This is a genomic window from Tepidiphilus baoligensis (assembly GCF_012911495.1).
GTDB classification, from domain to species: Bacteria; Pseudomonadota; Gammaproteobacteria; order Burkholderiales; family Rhodocyclaceae; genus Tepidiphilus; species Tepidiphilus olei.
In genome coordinates, this window is the sequence record NZ_JAAAUB010000001.1 from 345,271 (window position 1) to 366,886 (window position 21,616).

Consider the following 21,616-nt stretch of genomic DNA (forward strand, 5'->3'; position numbering starts at 1 on the left):
ACGTCATGCCGCCGAGACATTATCTCCAGTTCAAGGATTTCAGCGTCGACGAATACGCCTACCTCTTCGAGCGAACGGCCTGGATCAAGCGCAAGTTCAAGAACTACGAACCCTGGCACCCTCTCTTCGATCGCACCCTGGTGATGATCTTCGAGAAGGCGAGTACGCGCACGCGTCTCTCGTTCGAGGCCGGCATCCAGCAGCTCGGCGGTTTCGCGGTCTATCTCAACACGCGCGATTCCCAGCTCGGACGCGGTGAGCCGGTGGAGGATGCAGCCGAGGTCATCTCGCGCATGAGCGACCTAGTGATGATCCGCACCTTTGAGCAGGCGATTCTCGAGCGATTCGCCGCCCGTTCGCGCGTACCGGTGATCAACGGGCTCACCAACGAGTTCCATCCCTGCCAGGTGCTCGCCGACGTCTATACCTACATCGAGCACCGCGGCTCGATCCGCGGCAAGACCGTCGCCTGGATCGGAGATGCGAACAACATGTGCCACACCTGGCTGCAGGCGGCCGAAGTGCTCGATTTCACCGTGCACGTCTCCACGCCGCCCGGCTATACCGTCGATCCGCAGTTGGCGGGGGTCGTGCCCGGGGGGCACTATCGCTGCTTCGCCGACCCGATGGAGGCCGTGCGCGGGGCGGATCTCGTCACCACCGATGTCTGGACCTCCATGGGCTTCGAGCACGAGACCGACGACCGGCTCTCTGCGTTCGCCGATTGGCAGGTCGACGCGGCGATGATGGCCCAGGCCAAACCCGATGCGCTCTTCATGCACTGTCTGCCGGCGCACCGCGGCGAGGAAGTCACGGCCGAAGTGATCGACGGGCCGCAGTCCGTGGTCTGGGACGAGGCGGAGAACCGCCTGCACGTGCAGAAAGCGCTGATGGAATACCTCGTGCTCGGCCGGATGGAGAGTTGAAACGGATTTTGGAGATCCGGTGCATCCCGCATCCGGATCGTGTGCGAACGTTCGACGGGAAAGGACGATGAGCGAAGTCAAGAAAGTGGTACTGGCCTATTCCGGGGGGCTCGACACCTCCGTGATCCTGAAGTGGCTGCAAGACACCTACCGCTGCGAAGTGGTCACCTTCACCGCCGACCTGGGGCAGGGCGAAGAGCTCGAGCCGGCGCGGCAAAAGGCGCTCAAGCTCGGCATCAAGCCCGAGAACATCTACATCGACGATCTGCGCGAGGAATTCGTGCGCGACTTCGTCTTCCCCATGTTCCGCGCCAACACGATCTATGAAGGGGAATACCTGCTGGGCACCTCCATCGCGCGGCCTTTGATCGCCAAGCGCCAGATCGAGATCGCCAAACTCACCGGGGCCGATGCCGTGGCCCACGGCGCCACCGGCAAGGGCAACGATCAGGTGCGCTTCGAACTCGGCTACTACGCCCTCATGCCCGAGATCAAAGTGATCGCCCCCTGGCGCGAATGGAACCTCACCTCGCGCGAGAAACTGCTCGCCTACGCCGAGAAGGCCGGCATTCCCATCGAGATGAAACACCGCGAAGGCGGTTCGCCCTATTCGATGGACGCGAACCTGCTGCACATCAGCTACGAAGGGCGGCACCTGGAAAACCCGGCCGCCGAGCCGGAAGAATCCATGTGGCGCTGGACGACGGCTCCCGAGAAAGCGCCGGATGTACCGCAGTACGTCGAGCTGCAGTTCGAGAAGGGCGATCTCGTGGCCATCGACGGCGAGCGCCTGCGGCCGCACGAGCTCCTTGCCAAGCTCAACGAACTCGGCTCCAAGCACGGCATCGGCCGGCTCGACTTGGTGGAGAACCGCTACGTCGGCATGAAGAGCCGCGGCTGCTACGAAACGCCGGGCGGCACGATCCTGCTGAAGGCGCATCGGGCCATCGAATCGATCACCCTCGACCGGGAAGTGGCGCACCTCAAAGACCAGCTCATGCCGCGCTATGCCGAGATGATCTACAACGGCTATTGGTGGAGCCCCGAGCGCCGTGCGCTCCAAGCCCTCATCGACACCACCCAGCAAACGGTCAACGGCTGGGTGCGCGTCAAACTCTACAAGGGCAGCGTCATGGTGGTGGGACGTGACTCGCCCACCGACTCCCTCTTCGACCCGACGATCGCCACGTTCGAGGACGACCGCGGCGCCTACAACCAGAAAGACGCCGAGGGGTTCATTCGCTTGAATGCGCTGCGCTTGCGCATCGCCGCGAAACTCGAGCAGAAACGCGGCGCCTAAAAATATATTTTATAAATTGGCCGGGTCGACGGATCCGGCCAAGCGAGCACTCCCCATGGAAGACACGATACTCTTCGGACTCACCTTCCCCCAACTCGAAGACCTGGCCTTGAAGATCCTGGTGCCGGCCTTCATTCTCTACATGATTTTCATCATCGCTAACTTGGCGTGGAAGTCCAAGGCCGGCAAGTACGGCGCGATGTGGCTCTTCCTCGCGCTGGGCGTCGGGTTCATCGGCTTCGTCGCCAAAGCGCTGATTCAGTATATGCTCGGGATCGAGTGATCCCGAGCAGGTCGAACTACACTACGCGCTCAAGAGCTGTTCGGCCGGCGCCACCGAGGGTTGCGCCTGGCCGAAGTAGCCTTCGGTGTGGATCATCGAGTCTTCCGCCCCCAGGGCTTTCACCGCCGCGCTGCAATCGTCCACGAAGGCCGGGCTGCCGGCGATGAATACGTTGTAGCCGGTCAATGTGGGAAAGAGGTCGGGCAGGATCTGCGGGATGCGCCCGTGCAGCCACTGCGGATCGCGCTCCTGCGTGAGCGTGGCCTTGAAGGTGAAGTTGCGGTGCTTCGTCTCCCAATAGCGCATCAGACCGAGATCGTAGATGTCCTCCTTCGTCTTGCCGGAGAAGAGCAGCGTGACGGGTTTGCGATAGCCCCGGCGCAGCGCCGCTTCGGTGAGCGCACGGATCGGTGCCAGGCCCGAACCGGCCGCTAAGCACAACACGGGGGTGTCCAGCGACAGGTCGCCGATGAAGGTCCCGTAGGGGCCGTTGATGCGCACGATGTCGCCGATCTGCAGATGGTCGTGGATCCAGACGCTGGTCACGCCGCCCTCGATGCGCGTGATCTGGAGTGTGATCTCTCCGTCGGGTCGTGGCGCATTGGCGATCGAATAGCAGCGCGCCGGCACTTTGCCCTCCACGTCGCTCAAGGTTACGTATTGGCCGGGCCAATAGCGCATCGGCTGCCCCAACGGCCGGAGCCGGAATTCGGTGATCCGGGGCGTGCGCGGTACCCGGTCGATCACCGTATAGCGTTGGTTCTCGCGCGGTGGGAAGAGCTTGGGCTTGGCATCGGCCGTACCCCATTCGATCACCAGTTCGGGCGAGAGGGGTTTGGCCATGCACATGAGGCCGAAACCCTGCTTGCGCTCTTCGGCCGATAGGGCCATGTCGAGCACGACCCCCTGGTCGAAATGGCCGGAGAGAACCTTGACTTTGCATTCGCCGCAGGCCCCGGCCCGGCAGTTGTTGGGCAGTGCGTAGCCCGCCCGTTCGAGGGATTCCAGCACGGTCTCGCCGGGACGGGATTCGATCTGGCGGCCGGAAGGATGCAGTTTGATGAGGGTGCTCATTCGGGTTCGCTCTCTTGGGGTGAGGGGTTTCCTGGTCGACGAAACCGCCGGGGTCCAGGGAGGACGCCGGCGGCCAAGGCGCATCCGCGCGGCCGCCCCTGCAGGCGGCCGCCGAGGCTCAGAAGACCGGGATGATCGAGTCCATGTCGACTTCGGTCACTTCCTGGCCGTCGATACCGACTTCCGGAATGGCGGGGAAGGGGATGCCGTAGCGGGCCAGCACGCCTTCGAGGTTGAGCATGGCGTTGCGCCAGTTTTCTTTTTTCGCCTCGTAGGTGGGGATGCCGAAACCGGCGCCACGCGCGACTTCCTCGCCTTCACGCTGGTTTTTGATGAAGTCGGCGGGCAGGTCCCAGAACTCTTCCGGCGGCTCGAAGAGCACCGCCGACAGGAAGAGGTAGCCGGCGCGGATCTGCTTGGTGACGAGCGCCTTGTCCTCGGCGGCGAGCCGCGGATAGTCGCGTTCCATCAGCGCCAGGCAGATCGCCATGTGCCGCCCCTCGTCGCGACCGATGTGACGGAAAGCTTCCTTGAAGACGAGCTCGCGGCTGTTGTCGTGCATCTGCTTGAAGATGGTGGCCGCGGCGATCTCGCCCATCAGGAAGGAGGAAAAGAGCACGGCGAGGGAATACTTCGGCACGGCGTTCTTGTAACCGTTCCAGTAGCGACCGCCGTTGTAGTAGAGCCACTTGGCGTTTTTCTGCAGGCGCTTGCCCAGATCGGTCTTGGGCTGATAAGTGAGCGGATCGTCGTGCTCCAGCAACTTGGTGATCGCCAGACCGCACATCTGCTCGTGGTTTTGCTCGTCGCGCGTCACCGAGAAGAAACAGCGGCGCACCGGGTCTTCTTCGTGTTCTTCATAGGTCTTGATGAGCGCCGCAGCGAAGACAGGGGGCGCGGAAGCGTCGAACACGGAGAGCAGCGTCCACCAGTAGGCGATCGCCTCGCGCTCTTCCCAGCTGTAGGATTCGACGTCGAGCGTGTCCCAGGGGAGTTTTTTCGGATCCCAGACTTCGCGTTGCGCCGCATCCCAGATTTCTTCCATTTTCTGCGTCTTGGCGTGCCAGGACAGCGGGAAGACGTTGGGTTGCTGGATTTGCGGCGGGAATTCCATTTGTTGTGCAAGTTTGTCGTGATGAGCCATGGTGTTGCCTCCTTTAGGGTGGATAAGACGTCCATCCGGATCGTTCGCGGATCGACTTCAACATGGTAGAAGTCGTTCGCGTACCGTGAATGTACTGCAGGTTTTCACGGCAGAGTTTGATCTGGATCAATGAATAATAAAATAAACCGACCGGTTGGTCAAATAATTTTTGCTGAAGTCGACGCCGAGCCTGCCGTTTTTTTGTGCCACAATGAGCCGATGCGCGATGATGAACTCTTGGATCTGCTTTCCTCACCCGAACGGCTGCGTGAGCGCATCGCCGAGCGGCTGCAGCGGACAGCGAATCGGCCTCTTGGGCTTGCTGCAGGTGACGAAGGCGCTCGCGAAGTCCGCTGGCCCGCGGCGGTGCTCGCCCCTCTGGTCGCCGGCGAAGAAGGCCCTCGGGTGTTGCTCACGCGTCGCACGCCGCATCTCGTCCATCACCCCGGTCAGATCAGTTTCCCCGGCGGACGGGTGGAACCCGAAGATCCCGGTCCAGTAGAAGCCGCTCTGCGCGAGACCGAGGAAGAGATCGGGCTTGCGCCTCAGCGGGTGCAAGTGTTGGGTGCTTTGCCACCGTACGTCACCATCACCGGTTATCGCGTCACGCCGCTCGTGGGTTGGGTGGAAGACCCGGGTGATCTGCGACCCGATCCGTTCGAGGTGGCAGAAGTCTTCACCGTGCCCTTGGAACACGTGCTCGACCCGCGCCGCTACGTTCGTCATTCCCTGATTTATGGCGATCAGCGTCGCTACTATTGGGCCGTTCCCTGGCGACAGTATTTCATCTGGGGAGCGACGGCGGCCATGCTGCGCATGTTTCTCGAATTACTTCGTGGTAAAGAAGAATGAGTACGATCACCGAGGTGACAATCGTCACACTTTCGTCGTATCATGGGTTTTGCCGATGGAACCGTTTCATTTACTGACCAGCAAGGAGAGAGAGGCTATGTCGAACAAGGACGTCGTGGTATTGAGCGCCGTACGTTCCGCGATTGGAACCTTTGGCGGGACCCTGTCGCAGATCGAGCCGGCCGAGCTCGCCGGCCAGGTGATGAAGGCCGCGATCGAGCGCTCGGGCGTCGATCCCAACGAAGTCGAATACGTCACGGTCGGCAACTGCATTCCGACGGAGTCGCGCTATGCCTACGTGCCTCGGGTGGCGTCCATCCAGGCGGGGCTGCCGATGAGCTCGGTGGCGATGCAGGTCAACCGCCTGTGTTCTTCCGGTCTGCAGGGGATCGTGACCACGGCGCAGAACATCATGCTCGGCGACGCAGCCATGGGCGTGGGTGGCGGCGTGGAAGTGATGTCGCGCGGTGCCTACCTCTCCCCGACGATGCGCAACGGCGCGCGCATGGGCGACACGACCCTGATCGACGCGATGGTGGCGGTGCTCACCGATCCTTTCGGCGTCGGTCACATGGGCATCACGGCGGAGAATCTCGCCGTCAAGTGGGGGATCAGCCGGGAAGAGCAGGATGCCTTCGCGCTGGAGTCGCAGCGCCGCGCCGCGCGTGCGATCGAGGAAGGGCGCTTCCGCTCCCAGATCGTGCCGGTGACGATCAAGACGCGCAAGGGCGACGTGGTGTTCGAAGTCGATGAGCATCCCAAGCCCAACACGACGATGGAGAGCCTGGCCAAGCTCAAGCCGGCGTTCAAGAAAGACGGCACGGTCACGGCTGGTAACGCCTCCGGGATCAATGATGCGGCTTCCTTCCTCGTGCTTGCCGACGCCAAGGTTGCGGAACAGAAGAATCTGAAGCCGATTGCCCGTATCGTGGCCTATGCCGTGGCGGGGGTGCCCAACGACATCATGGGCGAAGGCCCGATCCCGGCCACCAAGAAAGCCTTGGAGAAGGCTGGCCTCAAGCTCGAAGACATGGACGTGATCGAGTCGAACGAGGCCTTCGCCGCTCAGGCGCTGGCGGTGATGAAAGGGCTCGGCCTCGATCCGGCCAAGACCAACCCCAATGGTGGAGCCATCGCCCTGGGGCACCCGGTGGGCGCGACCGGCGCGATCATCGCCACCAAGGCGATCCATGAACTGCATCGCATCGGTGGGCGCTACGCCCTGGTGACCCTGTGCATCGGCGGCGGCCAGGGTCTGTCGGTGATCTTCGAACGTCTCTGATCTCGGGCATGGGCCGCGGGCAAGGTGCTTACTTGCCCGCCCTGGACCGCCGCGTCAGCGCCTCGAGTTCGGTGCGAATGCGGCGGTAATGCTGCCAACGTTCGGCGCTGATCGCCCCATGCTCGGCCAGCGCGCGTAAGGCGCATCCCGGTTCGGCGTCGTGGCGACAATCACGAAACCGGCACTCACCCAAGGCCGGACGCAGTTCGGGGAAACAAGCATCCAGCGCCTCCAGCGGCACGTGCGCCAAGCCGAAGGTCTGCAGGCCGGGACTGTCGATGAGCCACCCTTCACGATAAGGGTAGAGCCGCGCGTCGGTGGTGGTGTGCCGCCCCGCGTCGAGGGCGCGCGAGATTTCTCCCGTACGTGCCCGGGCTTCTGGCACCAAGGCATTGACGAGGGTCGACTTCCCCATCCCCGATTGTCCGACGAGAAGGGATTTCCTCCGGGCCAAATGGGGCTCAAGCGGGGAGACGTCCCGTTTGGCCGAGAGCTCGAGCACCCGATAGCCTGCGGCGCGAAAAGGCTCGAGCTGCGCGCGTGCCGCATCCAGGCCGTCCGCGAGATCACACTTGTTGAGCACGATGCTCGCTTCGATTCCCTGGTGTTCGGCAGCCACGAGGCAGCGCGTCACCAGCTCGGGTGAGAAGGGGGGCTCGACCGCGGTGACGATGACGACATGATCGACGTTGGCGGCGATCAGCTTCTGTCGCACCCCATCGGCCCGCCAGAAGAGCGAGGAGCGCGGTCGATGCCGTTCGATCACCGCCTGGCCGGGAGCCGTGGCACGCGCTTCGACCACGTCGCCACACGCATAGTCGTGGCGCTTGCCACGCGTGACTGCGTGCCAGGGCGGCTCGTGCCAGGGAATCTCCCGGGCGAGCTCGTAGCTGCGGCCGTGCGCGGCGACGACGGTGGCAAGGAAGGATTCGTCCATGGGCGGAAAAATACGGAGTGATTCGCGCCATCGGGCACGCGGCCGTGGCAGTATAACGCACCCATCCCTTGGAGAAAGGAAAACCGCATGAGCGAGAAGAACGACGCGCCTTCAAGCAAATTGGTCTGGCTCGATCTGGAGATGACCGGGCTCGATCCCGACCGCGACCGTATCCTCGAGATCGCGATCGTGGTCACCGACAACGATTTGAACGTGCTCGCCGAAGCGCCGGTGATCGCGGTGCATCAAAGCGACGAGGTGCTCGCGGCGATGGACGAATGGAACCAGAAGACGCACGGGGCTTCGGGTCTGATCGAGCGGGTGCGCGCTTCGCGCATCGACGAGGCCGAGGCCGAGGAAACACTGCTCGAATTTCTACGGCCTTGGTTGCCACCGCGTTCGAGTCCCATGTGCGGCAACACCATCTGCCAGGATCGGCGTTTCCTCTATCGTTACATGCCGCGACTCGAGGCCTGGTTCCACTATCGCAATCTGGACGTTTCCACGCTCAAGGAGCTCGCGCGCCGTTGGGCGCCCGCCATCGTGCAGGGCTGGGAGAAGGAAAGCAAACACACGGCGCTCGCCGACGTCCATGAGTCGATCGAGGAGCTGCGCCGCTATCGGGCGTCTTTCCTGCGGCTCCCCGAAAACTGAGCGTTCGTTTCAGCGGTGCGCATCCAGTCGGGCGGCGAGCGCTCGCGTGGAAGGATCGAAGTCGGCGAGCGTTCCCCCGGCAGCGAGCGTGCGCGCCAGTTCTTTTCCGAGTTCCACTCCGTATTGGTCGAACGGATCGATGCCCCAGATCCAACCGCGCACGAACGTGGCATGCTCATGGGCGGCGAGCAGCTCCCCGAGCACGCCGGCATCCCAGCCGTCGGTGAGCAAGACGGAGCTCGGCCGATTGCCGGGAATCTCATGGTGCGGTGCGAGCGCCTCGATCTCGGAGGGAGGCAGCCCCTGCGCCCGTAGCGCCGCGCGCGCCTCGTCGCGCGTGCGCCCGAGGAGCAGCGCGCCGGCCTGTGCGAGGGCGTGTTGCGCCAACGCCCGCCGTCCGGCATCGAGCGGGCGGGGCAGCGGTACGATGAACTCCAACGTGATGCGTCGCGTACCCTGATAGAAGAGCTGATGGAAAGCGTGTTGCCCCAGAGTGCCGTTCATGCCCCAAACGACGGTGGCCGTCGAATAGGGCACGAGCGAGCCGTCGCGCCGGCAGCGCTTGCCGTTACTCTCCATCTCGAGTTGCTGCAACCAGGCGGGAAAGCAGGCGAGCCCTTGATCGTAGGGGAGCACGGCGCAGGAAGGAACATCGAGCAGGCTCGCGTTCCACAGGCCAAGCACGCCGAGCCACACCGGTAGGTTGCGCTCGAGCGGCGCCGTGCGGAAATGCTCGTCCATGCGGCGCGCGCCGGCGCGCAGTTCGAGGAAGCGCTCCCAGCCGAAGGCGAGCGCCACCGGTAATCCCACGGCCGACCACAGCGAATAGCGCCCCCCTACCCAGGGCGGTAGCCACAGGATGCGATCCGGACCGAACCCCAGCGCCTGCGCCTTGCCCGGATTGGAGGTGACGGCGAGGAAATGCGCCGCTGTTTCGTGCGTTCCCAGTTCCTGGGCGAGCCACGTCCGCGCGCGCTCGAGATTGGCGAGCGTCTCGGCAGTGCTGAAACTCTTGGAGGAGACGACGAAGAGCGTGCGCGCCGCTTCGAGCCCGCGCACCGTCGAGGTGAAATCGCTCGGATCGAGATTGGCGACGAATCGCACCCCATGGCGTGGCGGTTCGAGATGGGACAGTGCTTCACAGGCGAGCCGGGGTCCGAGGTCTGAACCGCCGATGCCGAGGTTGACGACGTGATCGAGCGGTGCGCCCGTGGCGCCTCGCAACGCACCGGCATGAAAGGCGGTAACGAAGGACTCCAGCCGCTCTTCCGTGGCAGTGAATTGCGCACGATCGCTGAGCGGTATCTCCGCCCCGCCGCGACAAGCCATGTGCAGCGCCGGTCTGCGTTCGGTGAAGTTGACCTCCGCGCCGCTGAAGAGCGCTTCGATTCCTTCCGGCAAACGCACCGCTCGAGCCAGCGCGAGGAGTCGTTGACATACCTCGAGATCCCAAGCCTGTTTGCTCGTGTCCAGCCACAGAGACCCTGCCTGAAGCGAGAGGGAATCGACTCGGTCGGATTGGCTCTCCAGGGCAGTGCGAATGGAGCGGACCATCCATGAATCGGCCGCCATGAGGAGGTCCAGCCACGGAGCCGTGTGCTCCGCGGGGATGAAAGGTGGCACCGTGGCGTTACTCATCGACAGACCCCGTGTTTATCCTCAGCAACCAGATTTCTTGTCGTTTCTCTTGGCCCCGGCTCATGGACCACAGAATGGAACCGTCCGGCTGGAGCGCCTGAGGCGAGCGTATCCGCTCGAAACGGATCGGGCAGCGCTCATCGAAGTGCGCCGGTACTCCAGCGAAATAGATCAATGCCGCGCGCACGTCGGGTTCGCGCCGTGGTACCGACACACAGTGGGGGGCATGGGCCTGCAGAACGGGTTGCATCCGTTCGATGATCGGACGGAGATTGCGCGTGTGTTCGAACCATGGCGCGAGCAATACGACCAACATCGACCACATGAAACTCACGCTGAGCGCCCAGTGAATGGTTGGACGAAGCGGCGATGCCGGCGTGGAAATGCTCGAGACGACCCAAGCGAACAAGAGTATGCCTGCAAGGATGAGTCGTTCGAACGAGTGGCTCATCTCGAACTCCGGCGCAACACGGGCGACGTGGCGTGCCAGACCGGGCGGCCAATCGGAATGCAGGGCGCTCCATGCGAGCCCGGTGAGCACGACGATCGTAATCGCCGTGGCGACCGAGAACCAGGAAAAGGCAGCCTGGGCGCCACGCGGCATGCGCTTGAGCCGCGTGGTGGCCAGGAGCGTCAAGGACGGGAGCAGGATGAGAAGGTCGCTCGGATTGCTGGGAGGCCAAATGGCGATGACGATCAAACCGGCCCCAAGTATCGCCCAGTTCAGCACACCGAGGCGTGAGATACGTGGATCGGAGGCGCGGCGTAGCGGCCAGAGCGCCAATAGCCATAAAGGCCAAGTGACCCAGGTGGCGTCGTTGCCGGCGTCGAGAAGATTCCCTCGGATGAACGCCGGATCGATATGAGGCGTTTGCAGGGCGAGCCAGGTACTTCCGTTCGGTGATGCCAGTACGGCCATGAGCCACGCAACCGGAAGAGCCAGGAGGGCAACGGTGACCAGTGCCAGGGGCAGACGCTTCGCGGGTGGCACGATGCTCCAGGCGGGAAACGTCGCGAGCCATGGGATCAACGACACGGGCAGGATCGCGAACCCTTGGGCGAGGAATCCGAGCGAGAACCCTGCCGTGGCGCACAACCACGCGCGCGCTGGGTGATGGAGCGCCCATGCAGCACCGGCAAGTGTCATTCCCAGCGTGGCCGTGCTCGCCAACAAGGACTGGTGTTGATGTGCCTCGAGCATCCATCCCAAGGTTCCCAGCCCCAGCAGCACTGCCCCGGCGTGCCAGGGTTTGCCGCAGGCAGGTAGCGCCGCCATCGCGACGCAACCCAGCGAAATCAGTACGAAGAGGGGAGATGCAAGTCGGGTCGCGTCGTGCAGGGCCAACCCGAGTGGCTCGAGCGCCATTCCCAGAAGCGCGGCCACCCAGTAGTAGAGGGGGGCGGCTGCCGGCACGGTACCGTCGACGAGGGCGGTGGGTAATAGCCATTCACCCTGCAACACTTGCCAGACTGCGAAAAAATGGCGTAGGTCGGCACCACGCCAGGGGTCGTGCCCCACCGTGCCGACGAGCAGGAATGCGAGCAGCAGCCCAGCCAGGCCCCATTTTCCGTAGACTCGTTGCTGCCAAGGTGGGGTCGGGCGCGGATCGAAGAACATGCCTTTGCCAAGCGTCGTATCGAAGGATTGATTATAGACTTTCGTCGTTCGGTCGCCTTGGACACGGAGAAACGGAAGGCACAAAAAAGGCAGCACCCGGCTGCCTTTTTTCTTTCGGGAGGGACGACGCTCAGCCGCGGTTGGCGAGGTTGCCGTATTTCTGGCGGAAGCGCTCGACGCGACCCGCGGTATCGACGATCTTCTGTTTGCCGGTATAGAAGGGGTGGCATTCGGAGCACACTTCCACGTGCAACGCCGGCTTGCCGATGGTGGAACGCGTCACGAAGGAATTGCCGCAAGAGCAAGTCACTTGAACTTCGGCATAAGTTGGATGAATGTTCTCTTTCATGGGGCACCTCGGGATCGGGCGGACGGCGGATTTGGCCGTCCCTTTGCTTGGAAAAACGGGAATTATCGCCGAACGATCCAGTACAGGCAAGAGGTTTTCGTTAAAATTCCCTTTTCTCTGCGATCGGGTCCCCATGAGCTACGGTATCTCTCGCATTCCCACCAGTGCCCAAGCCGACGTGCATGAGCGCCTGGACGGACTGGTGCGTCGCCATCTCGCGCAGCCCTTTCGCAAACCCTATGCGCCGTACAATCTTGCTGCCTTCGAGGCAACGCTCGCCGCTTGGGATGGGCGTTCGCCGTGGATCCTCGATTCCGGATGCGGCGTGGGGTGGTCGACGATCCTGCTGGCGCGGCGCAACCCCGATGCTTTCGTGGTCGGCGTGGACCAATCGCAAGAGCGGCTCTCGCGGCAGAAACCCTACCCTCGCGCGAGCTGGCCCGAGAATTTGCGGTTCGTGCGGGCGGACGTGATCGACTTTTGGCGCCTGGCGGTGGAGTCCGGCGTCCCGGTGCGCGAGCATTGGTGGCTCTATCCCAACCCCTGGCCCAAGATCGGGCACCTCGGGCGGCGCTGGTATGCCCATCCAGTCTGGCCTGCCGTGCTGCAACTCGGCGGGCGTTTCGAGTGCCGCACGAATTGGTCGGTCTATGCCCGCGAGCTCACCGCCGCACTGGCACTTTCAGGGATACAGGGCGAATGCACCCCATTCGCGCCCGAGGAGCCGATGACGCCTTTCGAGCGCAAGTACCGGGATTCGGGGCAGACGCTGTGGCGCGTCACCGCCGATCTCTCAGCGTTTGCCCGAGGCGAGCTCGGCGCGAGGCCAGCCGAGGGTACATAGTCCTTCGACGAGATCGAGCGCGGCGAGCGCGCGCAGTTTTTCGGGGGAGGCGGCAAAGAGCGAGCCAGCGTAGCCCAGCGCGTTGACCGACACGCCGGCGAGCCGTTCGACTCGCCGCGGAATGAAGAACAGGCGATCGAGCCGCAGCAGGAGGTCGTAGGGCGGTAGCTGAGACGCATCGGGGCTCCACCCCATCGCGACCAGCGCAGCGCAGTAGGCACGATGGGCTGCCGCGCCCCAGTCGGCGTCTTCGGCGTGCAGGGGCAACGGCTCGTGCCAGGCCGCCCAAGGAAGTTCCGCCCAGCCGGTTTCGCCCGGTGGCAGGAACGCATGCAGTTGCTCCTTGCCCAGATGGCCGTCCGGGATCCACTGCAGATGCCGGTGCGGCTGACTTGCCCCGGCGATCTCGCCGCCGTTGTAAAACCCCAGCCCCCCTTCGGCGAGCAGCGCGTACCAGGCGAGGAAGTCGTCGCCGGAAAGCGGGGCCGTCTGCGGTTCGAAATCGCGCGTGACGATGAGCGTGTGACCAGAGAAAACGGGGTATTTGTTGAGCACCACCAAGTGTCGAGCCCCCAGCGCCCCGACCGTGAGCTCCGGTTCGGGGGGCAAGAAGGGGTTGTGCCTTTTGGATTCTTGTGTGTTTGCAGGGGGCGGCTTACGCGCGAGCGTCGAGACCCAGCGCAATACGAAGGGGAAACCGTGCTCACACCGTTCGATCGCGTCCGTGGCGATCGGCTCCAGAGCGCCACGGAGCAGCGCCCGTTGCGCAACGGCATGGATGCGCTCACTCCATCGTTCCATGTTCAGGCTCCCCGCGTGCGGCTCTCCCACCAGCGTCCCAGCCAGGTCTGCGCTCGTTCACGGCCTTCGAGCAGGTAATGGAGCGTCGGCTCATAACCGCAGATTTCTTTGAGGTCGGCCAGGGCCCCGGCAGTACCACTTAGCAGCAATACATCGCCGGGGCGCAACGGGGTCGTGGCTTCGGGCAAGGGGCGCCAATGTCCGTCGTGCGCCATCGCTAGCACGTGCAAGGCCAGAGGTTCAGGTTTCGGAGTCGGTGATCGCAGTAAACGCTCGAGGGTGATTTCTTGGCCCTCGGCCAATGCGCCCCACAACGCCGGGGTAGTCTGGGGCAAGACCGGCAACTTGAGATTGCGCAAGGGACCTTTTTGCTTCAATTTCATCAGCTGTTCCAGCAGCTTTTCGGCTTCGGCATGCGTGGCATTGGCCAGCCAGCCGAGGAAGGCGAGGAGCTCCGGAAGGCGAAGCCAGGCAAGCGCTTCGGCGGCGACGAGGTGACGGGGAACGACGCGGAGGTCGTATGCGAACGATGAAAAGAGTACCCCGTTGCGTCGCCGATTTTGCCGTACTATGGTGTAGAGGGAAGGATTGAGGTTGCGTGCAGTGGCAATGATGGCGAGGTTATCCACGTCATGAGCCGTCGCGGCGACGATGCCGACTGCTTCTTCGATGCCTGCTTCGCGCAAGACCTCCGGCTGGGTGGCATCGCCATTGATCCACTTCGAATGTTTTCCTACGGCCATGGCGGAACGATCGATCATCACCAGCTCGATGTCACTGCTGCACAGCGCCGCTTGCGCTGCTTGTCCTAGGCGGCCGGCGCCACAAATGATCCATTTGCCCCTCGGTGGTGGTCTCTCGGTGCGGATTTCGTCGAGTGGCATGTCGAGCAGGATCTGGCGAATCCGCCAAGCCGCCTGATGTTCGAGCGCAAGCGCCAGGTCTTTCTGGAAGACGTGGAAAGGATCGATGATGACCGAAGTGCCGAAAGCGGCCATTTTGGCCACCGTCGCATCATGCTCGGCGCGACACACGGCGGGCAAATGAGGCGCGAGCAAGCGTTGCGCTTCGGCTACCGTGAGGTTGGCCATATCGTCGTCGGTCATCGCCGCAACGGCTGCACATCGCGGCTGAATCAGCCCCGAGGCGAGTAGCACGTTCGGGTCGCTTGCATCTTCCACCAAGGTCAGCGGTGGATGGATGAATTCCATCATTTCCGAGGCTTCGATTTTTTTGGGATCGAGGTCGAGCGCCACGGTCGCGATCCCTTCACGGTCCAGAGCCTGGGCGAGATGCACGCCCGTTTCACCGAAACCCGCGATCAGTACGAAGGGTTGATGCAGACGGTGTACCTTCCGCGCAAACGTGAGCGCGGCCCCGCCCGGCGCAGCGCCTCGTCCTGCATCAGCGTGATCGCTTGTTTGAGCAAGTAAGCCCATGACAGCACGCTCAAGTAAATGACGACGATCGTCCACAGGCGCTGAGCGTCGGAAAAATCGTTCGGTATTTCGCCAAAACCGATGGTGGTGGCGGTGTAACTGACGAAATAGAAAGCGTGAAAGAGACTCATGCGCGTGGGGCGCCCTTCGGCGTCGGGCAAGCCGGGAGCGAGCGTCAGACCGAGTACCGACAAGGCAAAGAGGCTGACCATGAGGATCAAGGGGCCCCGCACCCGGCGCAAGACCAGCAGAATGACACTGAAATTGCGCTCGAATCCGACGATGTTCATGGAGCGTGCGCCTCAACGCCGTTGCATCAGAGTTTCAGCCACGAGGATGGTGACCGATACCAAGTTGGCAAGCAAAGCGCCCCCCGAAAGAGAGACGATGCGCGCGAAGATCGCCGGGGTGACGCCAGTAGGAGAGACGTGCTCGGCGTAGGCCCAGACGATGGCTGCAGTGATCAGCTGCAGGTCGGCCACGAGCGAAGTAGCGAGGTGCACCGCTCCGATCTGGGTGCGATCGCCCAGTTTCAGGATGGTGGCGATCAGGCTCACGACGAGGGCGGCAAAAAGCTCATAGAGATCGTGATGTTCGGCTACGTCGATCTCACCGATGAAAAAACCGAAGTTGAGGGTGGCAGCCAACAGGATGAAGAAACCGAAGACGACTTTTTCTGGGTTCACGGCAGTTCCTACCTAAAAGGAGCCCCCACCCGAAGGCGGGGGCGGATCGATCAAACGCGCGCCAGGATCTGGCGCAGCACGTAGGGGAGGATACCGCCGTGGCGGTAGTATTCCACCTCGATCGGTGTGTCGATGCGCGAGAGCACCGGCACGTCCTGCGTGCTGCCGTCGGCCCTGCGGATGCGCAAGCTGAGCTGCTGCTGGGGTGCGAGCCGTGCTTCATCGAGCCCCAGGATGTCGAAAGTCTCTGAACCGTCGATGCCCAGCTTCTGCCAGGAATCGTCGCCCAGGAATTGCAAAGGCAGCACGCCCATGCCCACGAGGTTGGAGCGGTGGATGCGCTCGAAGCTGCGGGCGATCACCGCCCGGATGCCCAACAGCATCGTTCCCTTGGCTGCCCAGTCGCGCGAAGAACCTGTGCCGTATTCCTCGCCGGCGAAGACCACCGTGGGGATGCCGCGCTCGCGGTAGGCCATGGCCGCCTCATAGACGGTGGTTTGCTGGCCATCGAGCAGCGTATAGCCCCCTTCGATGCGGCTGCCGTCGGGTTTGGGCGGCAGCATCAGGTTCTTCAGTCGGACGTTGGCGAAGGTGCCGCGCACCATCACCTCGTGGTTGCCGCGCCGCGCTCCATAGGAGTTGAAGTCCTTGCGCTCGACGCCGTGCGCCTTGAGCCATTGACCCGCGGGGGAATTCTCGGGGATCGAACCGGCCGGAGAAATATGGTCGGTGGTCACCGAGTCGCCCAGCAGCAGGAGGGCCTTGGCGCCCGTGATCGGCTGCACGCCCGGCGGTTGCATGGAGAAACGATCGAAGAAGGGCGGGCGGGCGATGTAGGTCGACTTCGGCCAGTCGTAGACTTCACCCGTGGGCGCCGGGATGGAATTCCATAGGTCGTGATCCTTGGTGAAATCACGATACAGACGCCGGAAGACCTCCGGATCGTTGGCGTAGGGCAGGATGGCATGGATCTCCTCGCTGCTCGGCCAGATGTCGCGCAGATAGACCGGTTTTCCATCCGACCCCATGCCCAGCGGCTCGCTCGTGAGATCGACGTTCACCCGCCCGGCGATGGCGAAGGCCACCACCAAGGGTGGCGAGGCGAGGTAGTTCGCCCGGATGTTGGGGTGGATACGCGCTTCGAAGTTGCGGTTGCCCGAGAGCACCGCCGCCACCACCAGATCGTTCTGCGTGATCGTCTGGTTGAGCTCGGGGGCGAGATCCCCGGCGTTACCGATGCAGGTCGTGCAGCCGTAGCCGGCCAGCGCAAATCCGAGCTTGGCGAGCGGATCGAGCAGGCCCGCTTTCTGCAGATATTCGGTGACCACACGAGAACCGGGGGCGAGCGAGGTCTTGATGTGCGGCGCCACGCTCAACCCTTTTTCGACCGCTTTTTTCGCCAGCAACCCTGCGGCGATGAGCACTGCCGGGTTGCTCGTGTTGGTGCAGGAAGTGATCGCAGCGATGAGCACGTCGCCATGCCCCAGCGTGAGCCCCTCGCGGCCCGGCACCGGGTAGCGCTTGCCCAGCTCCTCGGCCGGCTTGCCGAAACCGTTTTCGCTCCCGGGTTTGGCAAAGAGCGTTTCGAAGTTCGACTTCATCGCCTGCAGCTCGATGCGATCCTGCGGGCGTTTCGGACCGGCGAGCGAGGCGCGCACGGTGGAGAGGTCGAGTCGCAGCGTGCGCGTATAGTCGATCTCGCCCGCACGTGGCATGCCGAAAAGGTTCTGTGCCCGGAAGTAGGCTTCGAACGCGGCGATCTCCTCCTGCGTGCGGCCAGTGGCGCGCAGGTACTCCAGCGTTTTCTCGTCCACCGGGAAGAAACCCATGGTGGCGCCGTATTCGGGGGCCATGTTGGCGATGGTGGCACGATCGGGCACGCTCAGGCTCGCAGCCCCCTCACCGAAGAATTCAACGAACTGCCCGACCACTTTCGCCTTGCGCAGCATCTCGGTGATCGTGAGCACGAGGTCGGTGGCGGTGACCCCTTCGGGGAGCGAGCCGACCAGTTCCACCCCGACCACGTCAGGTGTGAGGAAATACATCGGCTGTCCGAGCATGGCCGCCTCGGCCTCGATTCCGCCCACGCCCCAGCCGACCACGCCCACGGCATTGATCATGGTCGTATGGCTATCGGTGCCCACCAGCGTGTCGGGATAATAGACGGGGCCTTCGGGCGTATCCTGCCGACGAACGCCGCGGAAGAGGTATTCGAGGTTGACTTGGTGGATGATGCCGACGCCCGGCGGGATGACGCGGAAGGTGTCGAACGCCTGCATGCCCCACTTCATGAACTGATAGCGCTCGCGGTTGCGTGCGAACTCCAGCTCCATGTTTTTGCGCAGCGCATCCGGCGTGCCGTAATAATCCACCTGCACGGAATGGTCGACCACCAGATCGACGGGTACGAGCGGCTCGATCGCTTTGGGGTTTTTCCCCATTTCGGCCGCCGTCGAGCGCATCGCCGCCAGGTCGCACAGTAGCGGCACGCCGGTGAAATCCTGTAGCACCACCCGGGCGACGACGAAGGGAATCTCGTCGGTGCGTTTCCCTTGCGGTTGCCAGTTGGCGAGCTCGCGCACATGGTGTTCTTCGACGCGTACCCCGTCGCAATTGCGCACGAGCGATTCCAGCACCAGACGGATCGATACCGGCAGGCGTTTCACCGAGCCGATACCGAGCGCTTCCAGCGCCTGTAAATCGTGGAATTTCCCCGTCCCGACGCCCGGGATGTGGAAGGTCTTGAGCGTAGCGGCAGCAACGGACATCGGACACCTCCTATGAAAAACGCTCGTCAAACGGTTTCGTCGTCTGGCAATAGTCTAGAACATCTTCGACCCGATTGCCATCCAAGGGGCGATCGAAGTGAATTATCGTTCCGATCGAGGGTTCTTGCGCCTTGCCCTTTGGTACAATGAGCCGGGAGACGCTTGGGTCTTATAAAAGACATATAATATCGAACCTGTCCTTTTTCGCGGTCTTTGCCCAAACCCAGATGAGGTGATCGTCGTGCTAGAAGCCTATCGTGCCCATGCCGCCGAACGCGCCGCGCTCGGCATTCCTCCCCTGCCTCTGTCGAAAGAACAAACCGAGCAGCTCGTCGAGCTGCTGCGCCATCCGCCCGCCGGCGAAGAGGCTTTCCTGCTCGAGTTGCTCGAACAGCGCGTGCCGCCCGGCGTCGACGATGCCGCCAAGGTCAAGGCCGAATTCCTCGCGCGCGTGGCCAAGGGCGAAGAGAGCAATCCGCTGCTGTCGCGCGAGCGTGCCACCGAGCTGCTCGGCACCATGCTCGGCGGCTACAACGTCCAGCCCCTGATCGACTTGCTCGACGATGCGCTCGTCGGCCCCATCGCCGCCGAAGGGCTCAAGAAGACGCTCCTGGTGTTCGACTATTTCCATGACGTGAAGGAAAAAGCCGACCAGGGCAACGCGAACGCCCAAGCCGTGCTGCGCTCCTGGGCCGAAGGCGAATGGTTCACCTCCCGACCCCCCGTGCCCGAGCGCATCAAGATCACCGTCTTCAAAGTGCCCGGCGAGACCAACACCGACGACCTCTCCCCCGCGCCGGACGCCTGGTCGCGCCCCGACATTCCGCTGCACGCGCTGGCGATGCTCAAGAATCCCCGCCCCGGCATCGAACCGGACGAACCCGGACAGCGCGGCCCGATCCGCCTCATCGAGGAACTCAAGAAGAAAGGCAACGTGGTCGCCTACGTCGGCGACGTGGTCGGCACCGGCTCCTCGCGCAAGTCCGCCACCAACTCCGTGATCTGGTGGACCGGCCAAGATATCCCCTTCGTACCCAACAAGCGCTACGGCGGCATTTGCCTCGGTGGCAAGATCGCCCCCATCTTCTTCAATACCCAGGAAGACGCTGGCGCCTTGCCCATCGAGATCGACGTCAGCAAGATGGAGATGGGTGACGAGGTCGAGCTCGTCATCGACCACGACACCGCCGAAGTCAAAGCCTACAAGAACGGTGAGCTGATCGCCGAGTCTCGCCTCAAGACCCCGGTGCTGCTCGACGAAGTACGCGCCGGCGGCCGCATCCCGCTCATCATCGGCCGTGGGCTCACCGCCAAGGCGCGCGAAGCGCTGGGCCTGCCGCCGAGCACGCTCTTCCGTCTGCCGCAGCAGCCCAAGGACACCGGCAAGGGCTTCACGCTGGCGCAGAAGATGGTCGGTCGCGCTTGCGGTCTGCCCGAAGGACAGGGCGTGCGCCCCGGAACCTACTGCGAACCGCGCATGACCACCGTCGGCTCGCAGGACACTACCGGCCCCATGACGCGCGACGAGCTCAAGGACCTCGCCTGTCTCGGATTTTCCGCCGACCTGGTGATGCAGTCCTTCTGCCATACCGCCGCCTATCCCAAGCCCGTCGACGTCAAGATGCACCGCGAGCTGCCGAAATTCATCACCGAGCGCGGCGGCGTGTCCCTGCGCCCGGGCGACGGCGTCATCCATTCCTGGCTCAACCGCATGCTGCTGCCCGACACCGTCGGCACCGGCGGCGACTCGCACACCCGCTTCCCCATCGGCATCTCCTTCCCGGCCGGTTCGGGGCTGGTAGCCTTCGCCGCCGCCACCGGCGCCATGCCGCTCGACATGCCCGAATCGGTGCTGGTCAAGTTCAAGGGCGAAATGCAGCCCGGCATCACGCTGCGCGATCTCGTCAATGCCATCCCCTACTACGCGATCCAGCAAGGGCTCCTCACCGTCGAGAAGAAGGGCAAGAAGAACATCTTCTCCGGCCGCATCCTCGAGATCGAAGGGCTGCCGCAGCTCAAGGTCGAGCAAGCCTTCGAACTCTCCGATGCCTCCGCCGAGCGCTCCGCCGCCGCCTGCACGGTCAAGCTCGACAAAGAACCGATCATCGAATACCTGCGCTCGAACATCGCGCTCCTCAAGTGGATGATCGCCGAAGGCTATCAGGATCGCCGCACCCTCGAGCGGCGCATCAAGGCGATGGAAGACTGGATCGCAAACCCGCAGCTGCTCGAGCGCGATCCGGACGCCGAATACGCCGCGGTGATCGAAATCGACCTCTCCGAGATCACCGAGCCCATCATCGCCTGCCCGAACGACCCCGACGACGTCAAACGTCTCTCGGAAGTCGCCGGAGACAAGATCGACGAGGTCTTCATCGGCTCGTGCATGACCAACATCGGCCACTTCCGCGCCGCCGCCAAGGTGCTCGAAGGCAAGACCGACCTCCCGACGCGGCTGTGGATCGCCCCGCCCACCAAGATGGACGAGATGATGCTGCGCGAGGAGGGCTATTACGGCATCCTCGGCCGCGCCGGTGCCCGCATGGAGATGCCCGGCTGCTCCCTGTGCATGGGTAACCAGGCGCAGATCAAACGCGGCGCCACCGCGATGTCGACCTCGACGCGCAACTTCCCCAACCGTCTGGGGCTGGATACGCGCGTCTATCTCGGGTCGGCCGAACTCGCGGCGGTCTGCGCGCTGCTCGGCCGTATCCCGACGGTGGAGGAATACCTCGCGCACCTGCAGCCGGTGACGAGCAAGGCGAACGAGATCTACCGCTACATGAACTTCGACCAGATTCCCGAGTTCGCCGAAGTCGCCGAAAGCGTTGCGGTCTGAGCAGGAACCGAATCCCTGCTCCTCGAGGCAGGGATGCATCATCCTTGGGACGGCACCTTCATGGGTGCCGTTTTTTTATGGATCCGATCAAAATTTCTTGTTTGCACTCATTGCTGCCATTGCCTAGAATGCGCCTCTCTTCTGCTGCGGCCCCGGTGTCGTGTGGCCGAAGTGGGGGGTGT

Annotated in this window: 19 protein-coding genes; 8 read left to right on the forward strand and 11 right to left on the reverse strand. The window is 63.3% G+C overall.

Annotated elements, in window-relative coordinates:
• The first annotated feature begins 5 nt into the window (after positions 1 to 5).
• From argF to GV368_RS01745, 3 genes are all read left to right on the forward strand, one after another.
• A complete protein-coding gene (gene argF, locus GV368_RS01735; protein WP_169114930.1) occupies positions 6 to 926 on the forward strand; it encodes an ornithine carbamoyltransferase in 921 nt (306 codons plus the stop codon).
• A 67-nt stretch (positions 927 to 993) separates the two neighbouring features.
• Entirely contained in the window at positions 994 to 2,226 is a 1,233-nt protein-coding gene (locus tag GV368_RS01740) for an argininosuccinate synthase (RefSeq protein WP_169114932.1), read from the forward strand.
• Between the two features lie 55 nt (positions 2,227 to 2,281).
• Entirely contained in the window at positions 2,282 to 2,509 is a 228-nt protein-coding gene (locus tag GV368_RS01745; RefSeq protein WP_169114934.1) for a DUF2788 domain-containing protein, read from the forward strand.
• A gap of 21 nt (positions 2,510 to 2,530) precedes the next feature.
• On the opposite strand, the gene GV368_RS01750 is transcribed toward GV368_RS01745, so the two are convergent.
• Both GV368_RS01750 and GV368_RS01755 read right to left on the reverse strand, forming a co-directional pair.
• Entirely contained in the window at positions 2,531 to 3,583 is a 1,053-nt protein-coding gene (locus tag GV368_RS01750) for a 2Fe-2S iron-sulfur cluster-binding protein (protein WP_169114935.1), read from the reverse strand.
• A 118-nt stretch (positions 3,584 to 3,701) separates the two neighbouring features.
• Positions 3,702 to 4,727: a hypothetical protein gene (locus tag GV368_RS01755; RefSeq protein ID WP_169114937.1), complete on the reverse strand. Its 1,026-nt coding sequence runs from the start codon at positions 4,725 to 4,727 to the stop codon at positions 3,702 to 3,704.
• Between the two features lie 219 nt (positions 4,728 to 4,946).
• Here GV368_RS01755 and GV368_RS01760 point away from each other — a divergent pair, with 219 nt between their 5' ends.
• Both GV368_RS01760 and GV368_RS01765 read left to right on the forward strand, forming a co-directional pair.
• Positions 4,947 to 5,579, forward strand: coding sequence for a CoA pyrophosphatase (locus GV368_RS01760; RefSeq protein ID WP_169114939.1), 633 nt, complete (start codon positions 4,947 to 4,949; stop codon positions 5,577 to 5,579).
• 97 nt (positions 5,580 to 5,676) lie between these two features.
• Positions 5,677 to 6,861: an acetyl-CoA C-acyltransferase family protein gene (locus tag GV368_RS01765; protein WP_169114941.1), complete on the forward strand. Its 1,185-nt coding sequence runs from the start codon at positions 5,677 to 5,679 to the stop codon at positions 6,859 to 6,861.
• Between the two features lie 28 nt (positions 6,862 to 6,889).
• On the opposite strand, the gene rsgA is transcribed toward GV368_RS01765, so the two are convergent.
• Positions 6,890 to 7,798, reverse strand: a complete 909-nt coding sequence (gene rsgA / locus GV368_RS01770) for a ribosome small subunit-dependent GTPase A (RefSeq protein ID WP_169114943.1) — start codon at positions 7,796 to 7,798, stop codon at positions 6,890 to 6,892.
• A gap of 87 nt (positions 7,799 to 7,885) precedes the next feature.
• Here rsgA and orn point away from each other — a divergent pair, with 87 nt between their 5' ends.
• Entirely contained in the window at positions 7,886 to 8,452 is a 567-nt protein-coding gene (gene orn, locus GV368_RS01775) for an oligoribonuclease (protein WP_142805270.1), read from the forward strand.
• 9 nt (positions 8,453 to 8,461) lie between these two features.
• On the opposite strand, the gene pgi is transcribed toward orn, so the two are convergent.
• The 3 genes from pgi to rpmE form a co-directional block, all read right to left on the reverse strand.
• A complete protein-coding gene (gene pgi / locus GV368_RS01780) occupies positions 8,462 to 10,090 on the reverse strand; it encodes a glucose-6-phosphate isomerase (RefSeq protein WP_169114945.1) in 1,629 nt (542 codons plus the stop codon).
• The gene (locus GV368_RS01785; RefSeq protein ID WP_169114947.1) at positions 10,083 to 11,708 is read right to left on the reverse strand and encodes a hypothetical protein; all 1,626 of its coding nucleotides are present in this window, start codon (positions 11,706 to 11,708) and stop codon (positions 10,083 to 10,085) included. Before GV368_RS01785 ends, pgi begins: the two co-directional genes overlap by 8 nt.
• 130 nt (positions 11,709 to 11,838) lie before the next feature.
• Complete coding sequence (gene rpmE / locus GV368_RS01790; protein WP_169114949.1) at positions 11,839 to 12,057, reverse strand: 50S ribosomal protein L31; 219 nt, start codon at positions 12,055 to 12,057, stop codon at positions 11,839 to 11,841.
• Positions 12,058 to 12,190: 133 nt separating this feature from the next.
• On the opposite strand from rpmE, the gene trmB reads away from it, so the two are divergent.
• Complete coding sequence (gene trmB, locus GV368_RS01795; protein ID WP_169114951.1) at positions 12,191 to 12,901, forward strand: tRNA (guanine(46)-N(7))-methyltransferase TrmB; 711 nt, start codon at positions 12,191 to 12,193, stop codon at positions 12,899 to 12,901.
• On the opposite strand, the gene GV368_RS01800 is transcribed toward trmB, so the two are convergent.
• The 5 genes from GV368_RS01800 to acnA are packed head-to-tail and all read right to left on the reverse strand — an operon-like array spanning position 12,851 to position 18,595.
• Complete coding sequence (locus tag GV368_RS01800; protein ID WP_142805274.1) at positions 12,851 to 13,702, reverse strand: ATP adenylyltransferase family protein; 852 nt, start codon at positions 13,700 to 13,702, stop codon at positions 12,851 to 12,853. The genes trmB and GV368_RS01800 overlap by 51 nt on opposite strands.
• Positions 13,703 to 13,704: 2 nt before the next feature.
• Positions 13,705 to 15,000 carry an NAD-binding protein gene (locus GV368_RS01805; RefSeq protein ID WP_169114953.1) on the reverse strand — a complete coding sequence of 432 codons (1,296 nt, stop codon included), beginning with the start codon at positions 14,998 to 15,000 and terminating at the stop codon, positions 13,705 to 13,707.
• A gap of 23 nt (positions 15,001 to 15,023) precedes the next feature.
• Positions 15,024 to 15,431: an ion channel gene (locus GV368_RS01810; protein ID WP_169114955.1), complete on the reverse strand. Its 408-nt coding sequence runs from the start codon at positions 15,429 to 15,431 to the stop codon at positions 15,024 to 15,026.
• 12 nt (positions 15,432 to 15,443) lie between these two features.
• Positions 15,444 to 15,827: a DUF6394 family protein gene (locus tag GV368_RS01815; RefSeq protein WP_142805276.1), complete on the reverse strand. Its 384-nt coding sequence runs from the start codon at positions 15,825 to 15,827 to the stop codon at positions 15,444 to 15,446.
• Between the two features lie 50 nt (positions 15,828 to 15,877).
• On the reverse strand, positions 15,878 to 18,595 hold the full coding sequence (acnA, locus tag GV368_RS01820; protein ID WP_169114957.1) for an aconitate hydratase AcnA: 2,718 nt from the start codon (positions 18,593 to 18,595) through the stop codon (positions 15,878 to 15,880).
• A gap of 241 nt (positions 18,596 to 18,836) precedes the next feature.
• Here acnA and acnB point away from each other — a divergent pair, with 241 nt between their 5' ends.
• Positions 18,837 to 21,434, forward strand: coding sequence for a bifunctional aconitate hydratase 2/2-methylisocitrate dehydratase (gene acnB, locus GV368_RS01825; protein WP_169115007.1), 2,598 nt, complete (start codon positions 18,837 to 18,839; stop codon positions 21,432 to 21,434).
• Positions 21,435 to 21,616: the final 182 nt, after the last annotated feature.

Excerpts from the sequence above, each read along its gene's own strand:
- acnA (WP_169114957.1), bottom strand. The coding sequence starts at position 18,595 with ATGTCCGTTGCTGCCGCTACGCTCAAGACCTTCCACATCCCGGGCGTC.
- GV368_RS01755 (WP_169114937.1), bottom strand. The coding sequence starts at position 4,727 with ATGGCTCATCACGACAAACTTGCACAACAAATGGAATTCCCGCCGCAA.
- rsgA (WP_169114943.1), bottom strand. The coding sequence starts at position 7,798 with ATGGACGAATCCTTCCTTGCCACCGTCGTCGCCGCGCACGGCCGCAGC.
- rpmE (WP_169114949.1), bottom strand. The coding sequence starts at position 12,057 with ATGAAAGAGAACATTCATCCAACTTATGCCGAAGTTCAAGTGACTTGC.
- GV368_RS01785 (WP_169114947.1), bottom strand. The coding sequence starts at position 11,708 with ATGTTCTTCGATCCGCGCCCGACCCCACCTTGGCAGCAACGAGTCTAC.
- GV368_RS01760 (WP_169114939.1), top strand. The coding sequence starts at position 4,947 with ATGCGCGATGATGAACTCTTGGATCTGCTTTCCTCACCCGAACGGCTG.
- GV368_RS01800 (WP_142805274.1), bottom strand. The coding sequence starts at position 13,702 with ATGGAACGATGGAGTGAGCGCATCCATGCCGTTGCGCAACGGGCGCTG.
- trmB (WP_169114951.1), top strand. The coding sequence starts at position 12,191 with ATGAGCTACGGTATCTCTCGCATTCCCACCAGTGCCCAAGCCGACGTG.
- GV368_RS01740 (WP_169114932.1), top strand. The coding sequence starts at position 994 with ATGAGCGAAGTCAAGAAAGTGGTACTGGCCTATTCCGGGGGGCTCGAC.
- GV368_RS01745 (WP_169114934.1), top strand. The coding sequence starts at position 2,282 with ATGGAAGACACGATACTCTTCGGACTCACCTTCCCCCAACTCGAAGAC.
- argF (WP_169114930.1), top strand. The coding sequence starts at position 6 with ATGCCGCCGAGACATTATCTCCAGTTCAAGGATTTCAGCGTCGACGAA.
- GV368_RS01765 (WP_169114941.1), top strand. The coding sequence starts at position 5,677 with ATGTCGAACAAGGACGTCGTGGTATTGAGCGCCGTACGTTCCGCGATT.
- GV368_RS01810 (WP_169114955.1), bottom strand. The coding sequence starts at position 15,431 with ATGAACATCGTCGGATTCGAGCGCAATTTCAGTGTCATTCTGCTGGTC.
- pgi (WP_169114945.1), bottom strand. The coding sequence starts at position 10,090 with ATGAGTAACGCCACGGTGCCACCTTTCATCCCCGCGGAGCACACGGCT.
- GV368_RS01750 (WP_169114935.1), bottom strand. The coding sequence starts at position 3,583 with ATGAGCACCCTCATCAAACTGCATCCTTCCGGCCGCCAGATCGAATCC.
- orn (WP_142805270.1), top strand. The coding sequence starts at position 7,886 with ATGAGCGAGAAGAACGACGCGCCTTCAAGCAAATTGGTCTGGCTCGAT.